The 16,484-nt window shown below is 35.6% G+C and carries 14 protein-coding genes and 1 other RNA gene; 3 read left to right on the forward strand and 12 right to left on the reverse strand.

From position 1 onward, the window contains the following. Positions 1–220: 220 nt before the first annotated feature. Positions 221–1,168, reverse strand: a complete 948-nt coding sequence (locus AC1DIV_RS23370) for a DMT family transporter (RefSeq protein ID WP_048681971.1) — start codon at positions 1,166–1,168, stop codon at positions 221–223. A gap of 178 nt (positions 1,169–1,346) precedes the next feature. Then, entirely contained in the window at positions 1,347–1,544 is a 198-nt protein-coding gene (locus AC1DIV_RS23375; RefSeq protein ID WP_340876384.1) for a hypothetical protein, read from the reverse strand. Between the two features lie 350 nt (positions 1,545–1,894). On the opposite strand from AC1DIV_RS23375, the gene AC1DIV_RS23380 reads away from it, so the two are divergent. After that, positions 1,895–2,221, forward strand: coding sequence for a YnfA family protein (locus AC1DIV_RS23380; protein WP_251539444.1), 327 nt, complete (start codon positions 1,895–1,897; stop codon positions 2,219–2,221). Between the two features lie 110 nt (positions 2,222–2,331). Here the strand turns inward: AC1DIV_RS23380 and AC1DIV_RS23385 are convergent, their stop codons facing one another. The 4 genes from AC1DIV_RS23385 to ssrS all read right to left on the reverse strand — a co-directional run bounded on the left by AC1DIV_RS23385 (position 2,332) and on the right by ssrS (position 6,014). Next, complete coding sequence (locus AC1DIV_RS23385; protein WP_477577503.1) at positions 2,332–3,228, reverse strand: MFS transporter; 897 nt, start codon at positions 3,226–3,228, stop codon at positions 2,332–2,334. Between the two features lie 413 nt (positions 3,229–3,641). Beyond that, complete coding sequence (locus AC1DIV_RS23390; protein WP_340876382.1) at positions 3,642–3,830, reverse strand: hypothetical protein; 189 nt, start codon at positions 3,828–3,830, stop codon at positions 3,642–3,644. Between the two features lie 303 nt (positions 3,831–4,133). Continuing rightward, the gene (locus AC1DIV_RS23395) at positions 4,134–5,501 is read right to left on the reverse strand and encodes an MFS transporter (protein WP_289349919.1); all 1,368 of its coding nucleotides are present in this window, start codon (positions 5,499–5,501) and stop codon (positions 4,134–4,136) included. A gap of 325 nt (positions 5,502–5,826) precedes the next feature. Then, positions 5,827–6,014, reverse strand: a non-coding RNA gene (ssrS, locus tag AC1DIV_RS23400) — 6S RNA. 353 nt (positions 6,015–6,367) lie between these two features. Between ssrS and tatA the strand changes: the two genes are divergently transcribed. Continuing rightward, complete coding sequence (tatA, locus tag AC1DIV_RS23405) at positions 6,368–6,574, forward strand: twin-arginine translocase TatA/TatE family subunit (RefSeq protein WP_048686086.1); 207 nt, start codon at positions 6,368–6,370, stop codon at positions 6,572–6,574. 326 nt (positions 6,575–6,900) lie between these two features. Here the strand turns inward: tatA and AC1DIV_RS23410 are convergent, their stop codons facing one another. Then, positions 6,901–8,199 carry a globin-coupled sensor protein gene (locus AC1DIV_RS23410; RefSeq protein ID WP_340876380.1) on the reverse strand — a complete coding sequence of 433 codons (1,299 nt, stop codon included), beginning with the start codon at positions 8,197–8,199 and terminating at the stop codon, positions 6,901–6,903. A gap of 557 nt (positions 8,200–8,756) precedes the next feature. Then, positions 8,757–10,169, reverse strand: coding sequence for an amino acid permease (locus tag AC1DIV_RS23415; RefSeq protein WP_063593482.1), 1,413 nt, complete (start codon positions 10,167–10,169; stop codon positions 8,757–8,759). Positions 10,170–10,649: 480 nt separating this feature from the next. On the opposite strand from AC1DIV_RS23415, the gene AC1DIV_RS23420 reads away from it, so the two are divergent. Further along, positions 10,650–11,711 (forward strand): DUF3900 domain-containing protein, encoded by a 1,062-nt coding sequence (locus AC1DIV_RS23420; RefSeq protein ID WP_340876379.1) that lies wholly within the window; start codon positions 10,650–10,652, stop codon positions 11,709–11,711. A 213-nt stretch (positions 11,712–11,924) separates the two neighbouring features. Here the strand turns inward: AC1DIV_RS23420 and AC1DIV_RS23425 are convergent, their stop codons facing one another. The 4 genes from AC1DIV_RS23425 to AC1DIV_RS23440 all read right to left on the reverse strand — a co-directional run bounded on the left by AC1DIV_RS23425 (position 11,925) and on the right by AC1DIV_RS23440 (position 16,332). After that, positions 11,925–12,323 carry a hypothetical protein gene (locus AC1DIV_RS23425; protein ID WP_340876378.1) on the reverse strand — a complete coding sequence of 133 codons (399 nt, stop codon included), beginning with the start codon at positions 12,321–12,323 and terminating at the stop codon, positions 11,925–11,927. 46 nt (positions 12,324–12,369) lie between these two features. Then, positions 12,370–13,356, reverse strand: coding sequence for a DUF5677 domain-containing protein (locus AC1DIV_RS23430; RefSeq protein ID WP_340876377.1), 987 nt, complete (start codon positions 13,354–13,356; stop codon positions 12,370–12,372). Between the two features lie 100 nt (positions 13,357–13,456). After that, positions 13,457–15,175: an ATP-binding protein gene (locus tag AC1DIV_RS23435; protein WP_340876376.1), complete on the reverse strand. Its 1,719-nt coding sequence runs from the start codon at positions 15,173–15,175 to the stop codon at positions 13,457–13,459. Between the two features lie 11 nt (positions 15,176–15,186). Continuing rightward, positions 15,187–16,332: a hypothetical protein gene (locus AC1DIV_RS23440; RefSeq protein WP_340876375.1), complete on the reverse strand. Its 1,146-nt coding sequence runs from the start codon at positions 16,330–16,332 to the stop codon at positions 15,187–15,189. Positions 16,333–16,484: the final 152 nt, after the last annotated feature.

A 16,484-nucleotide genomic window follows, 5' to 3' on the forward strand; every position in this document is an offset into this window, starting at 1 on the left:
CTTCAAATATTTTCTGACTTCAAATATTTTCTGAAGATCCATATAGCTGTGCTTTCCTTCAAGGTAAAGTCGTACAATGAATATTTTCTGTTCGGCAGAAAAATTAGCCATAAAAAACACCCCGTAAATGTTAGTTTGGTGTCTAACATTTACGGGGCAGTTCAAGTTTGTCTACAGTCTGAAAGGTCCATTCCTATTGGGATGGACCTTTTTCATTCATTTACAATTTCCCTTCATTATACTCAAGATTCACTTTTATTGAATGCTCTCTCTTCACTCCAAAATAATTCGTGCCTATTACACCTAAAATGATTAGTATCGAACCCAATATATCATAGATCGTAAGCTTTTCATTTAGAATGAGAGCTCCTGCTGCAATCGTGACAACAGTGGAAAGATTTGCAAACACACTCATTTGGGACGCTTTTATTTTTGATAAAATCGTATTGGATAATAATGAAGTGACCAATGAAGCCAATATCCCCAAATACAAAATGGAACTGATGAATTCCATGCTCGACCATGGTGTAAAGAATTCCGGCATCGTACCTTGTTTTAAATGGGTAACGAGTGCAGCTGCATTAAAAATGACAAAGCCTGTTCCCATCATGAAAAAAGACATTTCACCTGGTGTATAGTCCTTGGCAAGTGAACGGGTCATCGTTGTATAACAAGCCGTTGCAATACAGGATAGCAGGATCAACACCATCCCAAGCATGTCGGAAAAATTGATGGTGCTCCCTTTCATCACAAAAATGAAAATGACCCCAACTACCGACAAGACAATCGAAAGTTTTTGATATAAAGATGTTTTCTCCTTAAGGAAGTATCCAGCTATCATCAATGTTAGAATTGGAGTGACGGCAGAAAGAATTCCAGCATCGGTGGATTGCGAATACTTAAGCCCGAAAGTTTGAAAGGCAAAGAAAAGAGTTGGGAATAATAGAGAAAGCGGTACAAGATTTTTAATCGACTCCCAAGAATAGTTCACCTTAATGACTTTTACGGCGACCAGCAACAAAATGATGGCGAAAGAAACCGTGAACCGGAACGCCAAAGTATCAAGCGGATTCGATTCAGCAATCGCCATTTTCGTGAATAAGAAAGATAGGCCGACAATACTTGAATGAAATAGCGCTAACATGTATGCAAATGATCGGGATTTCATGGCTGCAACTCCTCAACTAGATTACTATATTCCTATTTAGGTATAGTACCCTTTGCATCTGTATTGCAACCCAAGTTAGAGGTAAAAAACTGGTCTTTTTCTGGATATGTAACGAATTAGAGCCTATTACAATAATGTATGGTCGAATTAAATCCGAATGCATAAATCGTAAGTAATATTAATCGACAATGACAGAGTTTTTTGGATAGGTTTCTTCTAATTCAATACTATTGTAGGCAATTGGTTCTTCAAAGGATGTCCGACTTTTCTGTTTTCTTTTCAAATACATACTGATGGCATAAGCAACTGTGAAGTTTATCAATAAAGCGATTAAGCCAATATTAATATTCAAGAAATTCATCTGAGCTAGATGCATACCTATGGCGAACAGATCCCCTGTAATGAGGCCGGCTGCAATACCTGCAGGTCATATGGAGCGGAAAAAGAAAATCGATAATAATCCAGGCAGGAATTGCCCAAAACCATAATAGGCTGTGTTGATCAAGTTAAGCATCAAGCTTGGCGCCAGCAATGTTAACCCCATCGAACACAACAGATAGAAGGACACCAAATCAGCACAAACAACATGATAACAATATCTCTTTTATGAAGAATCATATTCATCTTAACGGGGATGCCCAGTTAATTTCAATAACAGCACTTTATAGGATGATCATTTACAATTCATCTATGATAAAATTCAACGAGGAAGCGAGGTATACATATATGTTAGTTACTATTGTAATTTTCCTTATGGCTGGTCTGGCGGAAATTGGCGGCGGTTATCTTATTTGGCTTTGGTTAAGAGAAGGTAAATCCATTTATCTAGGCTTAGCCGGAGGTTTCGGGTTAGTGTTATACGGCATCATTGCAACTTTCCAAACGTTCCCTACCTTTGGCCGTGTATATGCTGCCTATGGCGGGGTTTTCATTGTTCTTTCTGTTTTATGGGGGTGGGGCATCGATAAGAAAACCCCTGATTTATATGACTGGATTGGAGCTGTAATCTGTTTGGTCGGTGTTTCAGTCATTATATGGGGCCCTAGACAGTAAAAAAATTAAAGGGCATAAGGCCCTTTGATTTTTTTACCACGATCTCCATTTGTTGTTTTGACCGATTTTCATTTGAATATTTCCATACAGTGATCCAGCTTGGGTGTACATCATATCAATTTCTTTTCCTGCCTGTTTGCCGTCAAATTGCTGAAGTTATCCTGTATGAACCAAATCGCCATTGCTGCAATGATGCATGGTATGGCAAAAGCTAAAAAATTGACTTGCAATGACAACTTCATATCCAGCAGGACTCCACAGAAAGTAGGAGCGAGTATTCCGCCAATTCTGCCGATCCCCAATGCCCAGCCGACACCTGTAGAACGGATTTCATTCGGATAATACTTGGATACATATGCATTCGTTACGATTTGTGTACCTGTTGTCGTACCTCCTGCAATGGCAATCAGTATATACAGCATGACCATGCTTGGCTTGAAGCTCAGCATCGTGAAGGTAATGAATCCTATGACCAAGAAAGTAACCAGAATCCTCTTGGAACCATATCTGTCTGCAAGCTTCCCTCCAACGATCGCCCCAAAAACTGCTCCAAGGTTCAATAAGACTAAGAATGTCAGGCTTGAACCTAATTCATATCCTGCCCCTCCCATGATTTTTGGCAGCCATGTACTCAAACCATACATTACGAACAAACACATGAAAAATGCAATCAAGAACATGAGGGTGCTCAAAGTCCTGCCATTTTTGAACAACTGCTTAACTGGAAACCCTTTCATTTCACTTTTGAGTTGCTCCTGAAGGACAAAATGATCATTAATGGTGTATTGCCCGTCTACCTTCACTTGATTCAGAACGCTCACCAATTTGCTTTTCTTATTTTTTGTCATGAAATAATTTATTGACTCAGGCAGCAATTTATATAGTATGGGCATGAAAATTAATGGGAGTGCACCAAGCCAAACCACTGCCCGCCAACCAAAGTTCGGAATCAGGTACATCGCCCCCAATGAAGCGACAACTCCCCCTAGTGCGTGTCCGCTGAACAACCTCTACAGCAATTATCCTCCACTCCGCCATCAAAGATGGCAGAATCGTCCCAAGCATGAACATATCATATCCGTCACAAATGATGATAAAGATACAACATAATAAAATCTGTAAATAAAAACGGTTAAATTCTTGCATCAATCATTTCAGACACTTGGATTGTGCGCATTTCCTTCCCCTCTTTCTGCCTTTCCTATTGACGTAGTCTTAAGGATGTCTATATTTTTTTGGCCGAGCTAACATTTAATGACAACTTCTATTGTAGTTAAAAATACAAATTATACATATATAGAACTAAGTTCACTATACATTAACTTAGTTTTTAGAATATTGTCAATAAACAAAGTTGATTAGCCATATTAATCAACAAAAAAACCCTCTTATCAAAGAGGGCTTTTAATGTGTATAAGGATTAAGCTTCCAAGGCTTCTTTACGCTTTCTTTTCCTTGATTCTGTTATTAGATCATAACCAAGATAAAGGATGATGGCTCCGCCTAACAATTTAACATATAACGGAATGTCCGCTACAAAGAAATAGATCATAGAGAATAATGTCCCTATAATGCATAACCAAAAAATTATATGTTTTAAAATTTTCAAAGTATTGACTCCTCACAAAAGATGAGATTAATTTCTAGTTCGCTCCACTTCAAGGGAGAATTAATTATCCGTACCTTCATTCTACCATTTATTCTTTATAGTAAGAGTAACTCATATTGCGAAATTATGAACATTTAAGCAACTTTTCACAAAAGCAGGTCACGCCAAACAATTTCTGGAAAACCTTTAAGCAATTTCTTGTCAATTTGCCATTTATTTAGTATGGAAAAAAAGTCTAAAAAAAAAAATAGGCATGAAATGACAGCGAGGGTATCCCAGCACTGTGCATTTCATGCCTGTAGTTCACAAGACGTTCATTTTATTGGATTCTACGTCCATTTCTTCCGTTGGTTCCGAATGATCATGTTTATAATAAGCCATTTTCACTGGAACGAATGATAAGGCAACCGCAGCAATGAGGCCCGGAATGGCGAAGGCAATGAAATTCAATTGGATGGGTAGCGAGATGGATAATAAAAATCCGCCGAGTATGGGCCCGAGCATACCGCCAATCCTTCCGATACCAGATGCCACCCCTAGTGCAGTCGATCTAATATTTGGCGGATAGTACTGGGAAACATAGGCTTGTACAAGGTTTTGGGCACCAATGGTACAGGCTCCTGCAATCGCTACCAATGTGTAAATCACAAATGAGCTTCCTCCCATTCCCAATAGCGTCAAACTTACAGCACCAAGCGCATACATCGGCACAAGCATTTTCTTGGAACCATAACGATCACAAAGTTTAGCGATGATAAGCGTGCCTACGATAGCGCCGCCTTGAAGGACGATCAAGAAACCTAAGCTTGAATTCAACGCATACCCTGCCTCGATCATTAGCTTTGGAAGCCATGTATTCAATCCATATACCATCAATAAGCACATGAAAAAGGCGATCCAGAACATCAATGTGCTAAGAGTACGGGAATCCTTAAACAATCCAACAATCGGCATATTGGCTTCTGTTTTTTTCACTTCCACAAGTTCGTCCTTGATGTCGAATTTACTTTCCGGACTTACCTTGGATAATATTCTGATCAGTTCTTCCTTTTTGTTAATTCTGATCAGATGGGTCGAAGCCTCTGGTAAACGTTTCATCATGAAGGGTAAAAACAACAATGGTATTCCGGCAAACCAGAATATTGATTCCCACCCTAGTGTCGGCATAACCAGGATGCCCAGTATCGGCGCAAGCATCCCTCCGAATGAGTAACCGCACAAAACGATTGAAACGACCATGCTCCGCATCGTTTTCGGTGCATAATCCGTCAATAAGGCAATGACGTTCGGCATGATGCCCCCAAGCCCTAACCCCGCCAGGAATCGGAAAGTCGAAAACATCGTAGGCGTATCCGCAAATCCACATAAAAGCGTAAATAAACTAAATAAAATAAGTGTAATCGCGATTACGTTTTTCCTGCCAATCCGATCTGCTAATGTACCAAAGAAGATGGCCCCGAACAACATTCCAAATAGACCGTAGCTGCCCATAGCCCCAGCTTCCACGGAAGTAAGGTTCCATTCCTCTGTTAATAACGGGACGACTGTTCCGTAAACGACAAGGTCATAGCCGTCAAAAAGGATAATGATAAAACACCATGCCAGCAATCCTAAATGAAAGCGGTTAAATTTACTGTTGCTAATTACCTCGGTCGTATTAATTTTAGCCATAAAATCTTTCTCCTCTCTAGGTGACTGCAATAATTCCATCCAAATGATAGCGCTTACGTAATCATTCAAAAAATATTCGACTCACATATTTTTATACAAATAGTGAACCGAGTTATCTAATTGTTATTATAAATGCTAATTATCTGATATTTCAACAAAAACTTTCACATATTATTCATAATCTTGAAGCCTTCACATAACCCGGTTACTAACATGGTATTCGCAATTTCTGGATATCAACTTTTTTTATACCGATCTTCAACGTTCCAAACCATAAAACAACAAAAAACCAGTCCCTTATCGGACTGGTTTCTAATTATTAAAGTGGTAAGCCGCAATTGCCGTATTCAAGTAAGAAAGTTTTAAACCACCACTCCTCAAAGTGGGTGTTTGCAGAAGCAATCCTGTTGTCCAAGTCAGTGACGAGGCATAACATTCCTGTTTCAATATAAAACTCCCTATTACAGCTTAAAGGTTAAAACTTAATTATCATTACGAACAACGCAGCTTGTATAGTTATAATACCGAAATATCTTCAAACTTGCAAGTTTAATCATTCCCATGCAAGAAAAAAATTTCATGCCACTGGTGCAGCCAAATTAAATTCAAGCCCAAAACGTCAAATGGCACTCTGGTTTCACTATCCGTCCCCCATTTTCATTGATATCTTTTTAGGGAATATCATACTTGGGTAAGTAAATATTTTAAGATAGAATGTGCAAGATAAAATGGAGACGGAAATTGAAAGTGTTTGTCTTGCGAAAATCATCGGATGTTTAACACTATAATATATCCTAAATACCATTTGCAAATACATGGAAGGAGTCTATAATATTAACTAATAGATTTGATTGGAGTGACTGATTATGCTTTCAAACATTGGTTTTCCCGGTTTAATTTTAATCCTTCTTTTAGCTTTAATTGTTTTTGGACCGAACAAGCTGCCTCAAATCGGACGGGCAGTCGGCACCTCACTTAGGGAATTTAAGGATGCAACCAAGGGAATAACAGAAGAAATACAAGAGGAATTCAAAGATGACGTACAAGCTGCAAAAAAAGAATCGATAAAATGAAAAAGACGCCTGCACGCAGCAGGCGTCTTTGATGCGTTTGTGGCGCAGAACCGTCAGGCCACATCCCGACGTTTAGCTAAAAGCTTGTTCTTCGACTTACACAAATTAGCTCATCGCTTTATTAATATAACATTAAACTTATATTTTATCAAGTAATTTATTGAGCAGCCTGTTAACGGCATCCAATGGGAAGTGATTTAAATCCCTGTTTATAGTTTGTTCATATTCTATAGACCGCTTTGGGGATTTTTAAAAATATTCTATCGAGTTGTTTATTTAAATACAAATAAGCCTATAGAGCTGATCTCAAAAACCGTTCAACTTCATTACAAGTTCATTGTCAATTGAGTCAATTGATCCGAGGAAACGGCCACTTGATTGAACGCTTCATTAATTTCCTCGAATATATCATTCAGCTCTGTCATTTCCTTGGTGATCTTAATATTCTGCTCTTTAACAGAAAGCATGGCCTTTGCTATATCAGTAAAAAATATGCCCGTTTCTTTTCCTTGTTTCGTACCTTTAGTAATTTCCCCGCTAACCATGGAAATTGACGTGTTCATGACATTGGTAAAATGAGCGATTCCATTAACCAATTTCACTACTTCAGAAACCGAGTCCTTGGTATTTTCGGAGAGCTTCCTTACCTCACCAGCCACAACCGCAAATCCTTTACCATTTTCACCAGCTCTTGCCGCTTCAATCGCTGCGTTCAACGCCAACAAATTCGTTTGCTCGGCAATTGAAGTGATGATCGTGACAATTCGTTCAATTTCCTTTGAAGTATTGGAAAGCTGCTCCATATCTTTTGAAATGATCGTCATTTGCTCCTGCGTTTTTACCAATCTTTTCTCTAATCCCTGTAACAGTTCGACTCCCTCATTTGACTTTCCCTCTGCATGTATGGCTATTTCTGACCCCTTTTGGGTGAAATCATGAATTTCCACTACCTTACTTGCCATTAATTGAGTTGCTGAACTGGTCTCTTGACTGATTGCTGCCAATTCCTCTGCATTATGATTGACCTGTAGTTTAATCGTCTCTTTTTCTGCTAAGTTTTTTTGGCGAATCTTCTCATTTTCAAGTTCATATGCCTCTAAAACTATTTGCTGCTCTAAATTAAAAATTTTAGTGACAGCCAGAATGTTATCTTGATATTGCTCTATATTTTTTATGTTGGAAATCACATGAATGATCAATGATTGCAATAAATCCTGAAATGCACTCATATACCATTTTGGCTGAAGTCCAATTCGCACATGTACTTGTGCGATAATATAACGCTGTTTAATATACGCATCATCAATGGTTCCGCTAAACATTTCGAACATATGACGATGCAGTGTCTTTTTCAACCTATCAACAGAACCATTGTCCTTAATGATTTTCATTAAAGAGGGTTCATTTTCTAGATTTTTATAAAAATTCCCTACAATTTGTGTCAAATGTTCCTTCACTTGTTCCTGTAAAGAACGAATTATGCACAAATCCTCGATGCTCAAATGAATCATGTCCACTTGATTCAACACGCTCGGATATTCCTTGATATTGATACCGACGTGTTCTTTATATTGCATATAGTCTATAGAATCTATCTTTTGTTTATTTCTCCATATTCTTTTCATGATTGAATTGCCCCCCATTTTTTAGCCCATATATACTATTTCGACATAAAGTCTGTTTATCTTAATTCACTTTGAGAAATTTTCTTCTTTCACATAAGACTTATGAACGATATATGTCCAAACAAAAAAGACACTCCAGAGAGTGTCTCAGATCGTATACTTTATTGAGAGAGTGTAGGATATGAACGTTGATTTCCACTTCAGGCACTCGCTTTCCGCGGGCGGTCCGGGAGCCTCCTCGGCGCTCTTTTCCCGCAGGAGTCTCGTACCTTCCGTTCCAATCAACTGGAATCTATTTTAAGAATAAACTGTAGGCTGGACTCATTTCGAACACTTGAATAAGACTAGTTTATATTTTTGGTTTTTTTACATATCTATGAAACCCTCACAAGATTGAAGAAATTCGCGACACTCCTGCTGAATTTAACTGGCTAGCGAAAAAACAAAAAACATGAAGGATAACCAAGCTTTCATTTAAAATCTTGGTTCGGGGAGATAGCCTTCAGCCTTCCTAACCCCTTTAGTCGTCAAACTGAAACTCTCAAAAAGTGTCTTTTTCAATGATTTTTTTCATGCTGGTTAAGATTGGAATGCTTACGGGAATAAGCGAAGTAAATGACTACTCCGATAGCCATCCAGATTAAAAACCTTATCCATGTATGACTCCCTAGCTGAATCATCAAGAATACGCAAAAAACGATTGCCAGGCCAGGAACGAGCGGTACTGCCGGACAATAAAAAGCTCGTTTCATATCCGGTCTTGTTTTCCTTAAAACGATGACAGCTACGGAAATCATCGTAAAAGCAGTCAATGTTCCAATGTTGACTAACTCTGCCAATTCACCAAGTGGTATGAAGGCTCCCAATAGGGCCGCTATCATACCAAATATCCATGAAGCTGCATAAGGTGTTTTATATTTTTTATGAAGTTTTGATAAGGATTTTGGCATCAGCCCATCACGTGACATCGCAAACATGATTCGCGTTTGGCCATACAACATAACCAAGATCACCGTTGTCATTCCGAGGAAGGCACCTAGATCGATGATTCCTGCAACCCAATTTTGTCCTGCGCTTTGCAAGACCAAAGAAATCGGGTGATCAAGAGCCTTGCTGAATTGTGCATACGGTACCACACCTGTCATGATTAAACTTACGATCATATAAAGCACAACACAAATGACCAAGGAACCGAGGATTCCGCGTGGTAAATTCTTTCCAGGATTTCTTGTTTCTTCAGCAGCAGATGCAACTGCATCAAAGCCGATGAAGGCAAAGAACATTAATGCGGCAGTTGAAAATACTCCATCGATACCAAATGGCATGAAAGGCTGCCAGTTTTCCGGTTTCACATAATAGATAGAAGAAACGATGAACAACAACACTACCAATACTTTAATAACGACCATTATATTATTGATTCTGGTCGTTTGTTTCGTACCTATGGAAATCAAAAAGGTAATCGCCATGACTATCAAAAAGGCCGGCAAGTTCATATAAGTCGTGACACCTTCGACCGAACCTGGTGCTGCCGTCAATTTCTCTGGAAAGTTAATTCCGAATCCACTTAAAAATGATTGGAAATAGCCCGACCACCCAGCCGATACGGCACTAACAGCCAATAAGTATTCAAGAATTAAATCCCATCCGATTATCCAAGCGGCGAATTCACCTAAAGTTGCATAAGCATACGTATAAGTCGAACCGGATACCGGCACGGATGCTGCAAATTCTGCATAAGAAAGTGCAGCGAATAAACAGGCAAGCCCAGCAATGACGAAAGATAATGAAAGTGCAGGACCAGCATTCACTGCACCAGTACCTGTTAATACAAATATGCCTGTCCCAATAATCGCTCCAATTCCTAGCATCGTTAAATCCCAAGCCCCTAGTTCTCGTTTCAATCCCTTACCGCCGGAACCGGCGTTTTTCAACAAGTCCTCAATGGACTTCTTCCTAAAAATACTCATGTTCTTTCCTCCGTAAATTTTATAAACTATTCTGAAAACTACAGACAAATAAATTCACTTTCATTTATATCGAAGAAATTTCGACAAATTTCTACAATTCCTGAATTGTCTGACTTTCAAATTATACGTATTACCCCTTCCTTCGTCAATGATTTATTATTGTAAAATTCTGTTTTTTGAATTTTCTTTGGAAGGGAATCCTTAATATTCAACAGGAATATCAATATTTAACAAATAAGGATTAACAATTCATTATTTTAATATTAATAAAGTGCGCTACTTGTATAAGTTTCTAATATTTTTAATCCAATATAAGTTCATTCGTTATTTTTGTATAAGTATTATTATGAAATAATACTCCAATATTATCCTGATCATTCATGCACCAATAGTTTGACGGAATCAAAGTACATCACTATACTTATTAAGTCTTAAAAAAAGTACGGGAATTATGCTTAATAATTGAAGAAGGTGACATTCATGGATTTTGCAATTACCTATCTGTCTTTTTATTTAATCCAAGTCGAAGGAAAAGGCGATCAGGCTGATAAGCGTTTTAAACATTTCCAAACTCTTGATACTGAAGAATACGAAGAAAGTCCTCTAAAGGATTTTTTGGATGGGGAATTGATGAAGATTTCCAAACGGAAAGTCGACCGTCATCCAAAAACTGAACAAATACCAACGAAAATTGGTTCTTTTATTGTCGAAGAAGGACATGCACTTGATTCCAACCCTAATTACAATGTATTTAACCGTGTTCGATATGCTAAAACAAAACAGGAATTCCAAGAGGAAAATGAACAATTCACGCGGTCTTATATTGATACGAGTGCCGTCCGTGGCGGTGTCTTCATAATCGCATCGGCAAAATTAACGAAATATCTTGATGAACCATTCGTTTTCTTACTAAAATGTGATTTCGAGCCGAAAGTTGCTTCCATTTCGGATGAACGGACCTTGATTAGGCACGTTGAAATGGCAATCACCACTAAAAATATGAAATCCATCCAATACCCCTACATGCCCGAAGAAGGAATGGTCGAAGAAGGTGAACTGAAGATCCATCAGGCCTCACATGCCCGCTACTTCGAGGACTTCTTGAAATTCGTCGAATATGGCGAATCGATGCCGGAAATCATGAAAAACCAGGTCATCCATATGGTCCATGAACATGTATCCGCTCAATTCGAAGAAAACAGTGACGAACTGCAGAAATTCGAACAAGACCTGGAAATCTGGGAAACTAGTGAAAAGCGGGAAATTCAGGAACGCCTTGAAACACACCAAGTCGTCGAAGCCACAGCCCAGATTGTCGAACATACACCTGAAGCCGAATTACGAATGAAGCTTGGTAGTACATCTATCAAAGGACTGTTAGCCGATTTTGGCGATAGCATCCATTTAGGAAAGATTAATGGAAAGTATGTATTAATGATAGAATCCAATACAATAGAGTTCGATAAAGGCGTTTCCCCGATTGAGTTTCATAAGCCGGATGATTTGATGGAGATTGTGGAGAAGATTAGTAGGAAGGTTTGAGGGATTTTATACGTGTATTTTGAGCATTGTGTGACAATAACAGAAAACAGCGATTACAAAGGTTTTCTCGGCAATATTAGTGACCGATAGTGTGACCGCTAGATTAACAAAAAAATGGCTCTTATTCCTGTTAAAAGGTTTCCTAAAGGATTATTATCATTAAGAGAGAATGCATTATGAAATAGCATTCTCTTTTTATATTTATACTTCAATTCAATACAACCTTTTATTAAATGTACATAACCCTTGCTTTTTATATTTTCTTATTAGTTTTGCTTCATATTGTCTTGCTTCTTTTTCTGAATCAAATTCCGCCAGAAACTTATAAGTGAGCTTCCCTTCTTGCATCAACTTCTTATGTTCCAAGTTTCCTCTATTTGTATATCTTCTACAACGGTACCAAACTCCACTTCCAATATAAACAACAACTCCGTTAAGCCCATGCTCATAAACGATTTGGGTGTTTACCTTCCTGAGTTCATTTGGATTAATTCCATTCTTCTTAATAAGTTGTATTATTTTCTGAAAGGTTGTTCCATAAATATTGGCTATGTCCTTGTTTGTCATTTTGTCTGTTAAATGTTGTATTAGTTGCTCTTTTGTTGGCAACATAAAAATCACCTCGATATTCTTATATCGAGGTTTAGAGAAATGTAAACTATTTACGTATATTTAGTTCCTTTTCTTTTTCTTTGACTAAACGTTCTAATTTTGTCCAATCATGTCTTAAAGTTTCAAGATTATCCTCCAAAAACAAAACTTCGTATTTTTCATCTTCTGGATCCGTAGGTAAACCTTCCCCTGTTAAATTTCTAATAATATTCTTTGTAATATCAACATTAGTTTTTATATTTCCTGTAATTAAATCAAGAGAAGCAAATATAAAAAACTTTTCTTCAAATTTTTTCAATTGAATTTCTTTAACTTTTATTTCTTCAATATACCTTTTTATAATTTTATAAAAGCAATACATTGTATCATCAAGCATAATCTGGACTCGATCTTCATTATTTATGACTTCATCAGTTTCCTTAGAGTAATGTAATCCTTCTTCATCTTTGAACAAATAAAAGTTTTCTATACTAATGTTACTATGAACAAATTTAGAAAGTGGACTGTACTTTTCTATGTACAATATATATAAGCCTGAATATTCTGCCATCTTGTCTAAATTTGGCATTTCTAGATATTTTCCATTTTGTTTGTCTGAATAAATCTTTTTACACTCTGCAATTATTTGGTATCTTTCTCTCCACAACGATGTCTTTGTAACATATTTAACTGGTCGGGAGCTTAATAATGATGATAAAATTTTAGCTTGATCATTACTTTTAGAGCGACAATAATTTTCAAATTGATTACTTATTGATAAATACTCCATTCTAATTAGTATCTCAATAATTTTTCTCATTAATATTGTACTTGAATTAACTTGTCTGTTCTCCATTAATAAAATAAATGATTCAAAAGTTTTGTATGCATCTACAAACAACATATTTAAAGCTCTTGACTTATAATTATCGTTGTAGTGCATTCCTTTTATTATCTCAGTACTTAAATCACTTAAATTTTCAATAACTGAAACTTTATATTCAGGATCATTAAGTATTCCTTTAATCATTCCAGCATATTCTTTTTTACCCAAAACTGCACCCCTATATTTTTTAAAAGTAATATTACTCAATTATTAATAATATAAAATTGATATTTTATTTATCGTTTTTCATAATCTAGTGTACCTTTATTCATTTCCAATTATTAACAAGAATCTCAAAATCCACATCTGCCCATTTTTTCTTCCATTCTTGTAAGTAACTAATATCATTTGATGATGGAGTTGGCTCACATGGATTAATTGTTACTAGAGATGGCATTACAATAGAATCACCAATAAGTATTGCTTCACCTTCTTTTAATGTTGGTAAGGAGTCTGTTAAAGGCCCTAAACTATCTGGAAGTAACCTTTTCACATAATTTTGATCCTCTGGATTTGTTAATCTCATAGAAATGAAATTACTGCACTGTGAAAAAATGGTTTCAGAAATTTCAGAAGGCCTTTGGCTCACAATCATTGCAGTGACCCCATATTTCCTACCTTCTTTAGCAATTCTTTCTATTGAAACTCGACATGAGTTATATTTAGATGATTTTATTTTTGGGATATATTTATGGGCTTCTTCATAAACTAACATTATTGGAGTTTTATCAAAATCATCATTAAAAGTTTTTTTGAAATAATACCCATATTCAAAAATCACCCTTGATATTAAAGAAACAGTTATACTTAGAACTTCAAAAGGAACCCCACTTAGATCAATTATTGAGACATTATGATTCGTTGGGGTTTCTTGCCCTTCTATTTCGTACCCTAAAAACTGTTTGATAGTATCTTTAAAAGAAATTGTTTTTACTCTGCCGGTGAGTAAAAAACTTAATCTCTTGTCATTTAATTTGTTTTCCATTCTTGATATAAAATTAAGGAAATCCCCAAAATTAGGACCATTTGAAGTACCTGCTGGAGTTAGAATATCTTCAAACATTAAATTTATATTATCACTTGTAATCTCAAATTCGTGACCCTCAGTATTTTTCCAAACAATCTTATTCTCTTTATTTTTTCTATTATTGTTTTTGTTAAGTATATAAGTAAATACTTCATTTATATCGAATTTATATGGCGCATCATATGTTACTTGTTTTGGATCCACTCCTGGATTATGCTTTTTCTTATTAAGGGTTACTGCTTCTTTAAACACATTTCTTTGATTATGATCATTTGCTTCAGTATCTATGAATAATTCTTCTAATTCTTCACTATTCATTAACCAAAAAGGTAATACTAAGTTATTTACATCAATATAGTTAGCTCCTGGAAATGCTTCCTTATATTCTGAATGAATATCGAATAAAACAATATGTGAATTGTTTAACCCTTCATATCCATTATTTTTAACTGCTAAAGCCTCTTGTAGTACTTTTGCAACTGTATGAGACTTACCAGAACCAGTAGAACCTACAACAGCAATATGTTTATTGAAAAACTTATCACCATTCACCGGAACATTTATTTCTTTCTCTTGTGTTAAATTTGAAAAGCAAAACCTTTTTATAGGTTCAACAGCCTCATAAATAGTCTGTATCTCTTCTATTTTTGCAAGCTTCACATCTGTCGGTGGAATTGCAATATTATTTCCCCCTCTAGTAAACTTTCCATCACTATCCAAAAATCCAAGGGGCATCGCTTCTAGAATATACTGACTTTCACTACCCTCTTTTTGAATTGAAAAATTTTCTATTATACAAATTAAGGCGCAATCTTCACTATCCGATACTCGAATATATGATCCTACCGAAAATCTCTCAGCTTCTAATTTAAACTTCTCAATGTCAGTTACTTCTATCTTAATTTTGTTCGGCAATACTGAAATAACCTTTGCAATTTTTTGTTCAAAAGTCGCTTCCATCTTTATTCCCCCTATGAAATCATTCCTAAGATTTGCTGTATATCTTCAGTGAATATTTGGATATGTTTTGTACTTGAATTTGTATCTAATGGTACTTGCTTATTATTGTGAAACTGATATATTTCATTGAAATTCATTTTCCTAACTACTTCTGGTAAATCCTCAATATTAATAATCTTTACCTGCACACTTTCATTTCTCTCAATGATCTTGTCTATTCTAAATTTATCACCATTAAAAAAAGTACCATCCATAAAGAAAAACTCTTGATCTATTAGGGACTGTTTAATAATGTTCAAATTTCCATCTGCTATATTACTAAAACAAATAAACGGGGCCGGCGATTTATTAGGACGATAATACTTTCTCATTATTTTATATATAGTTTTCTGTACATCAACAATATGATCCTTTTCATTTGTTTCTATTACAAATAACCTTTCAAAATTATTAATATTGGGAGTTTTAATTGTAAAAAACTCCTTTTTTATCAATTTCTCATATTGCTCTTTAGTTAAAAAATCGGCATAGGAAGAATGAAAGATAACTTTTTTCACATCTTTGATATGTCCATCCAAGTCAATTTTGTTAATTTCTCTCATACTTTTTTCTTGGATAGCTAAATCTAATAATTTAGATCTAAAAATTGAGTGATAATATATTGCAAGTATATAATCATTTTTAGTATATAGTCGTTTAATTAAGTCTATAAGTTCAATAAATTGAGATTTAAAATCGTTAGAAAAAATTACTTGAAAATTTCTTATAAACTGACTTTTTAAATTGCGCTTATATCTTGATTTTTCATCTCCTAATATCTTATCAAGTTCAGACAATTTTAGTGATTTAATACAAGGGGGTTGATCTTTAAAATGACAATATAAATTAAGCTTTTTACTATTATCTTGATTAAATATATCTATTAATTGCATTATGGGTTTTCTAATCTTACTATCACTGTAATCTTGTGTTTCTTTATGTTTTACTTGAATAACATAATTGTCGTAATTAATATCCTGTATTTGTTCAAATTGGACTCTTGTTCCGGGATTATTTAATATTTCTAATAGTGTAATATCAAATTGATATAAAAAACCCTTGATTGCGTAATATCCTCCATCCCTTTCCTCCGGAGCCGCATTAACTTGTGAATTCAAACTATCTACCTCCAACAATTTACAACTACTTACATTATATATCCTTTTTATATAAATTTTGTGAATTTTTTAGGAATAATGTAGAAGTCTTGCTGGAAGGAAAAAAAATAAACAGCAAATTTAAGAATTTCTCATTAATTATACTTCTAACA

It is taken from the genome of Peribacillus sp. 05N428, assembly GCF_056397085.1.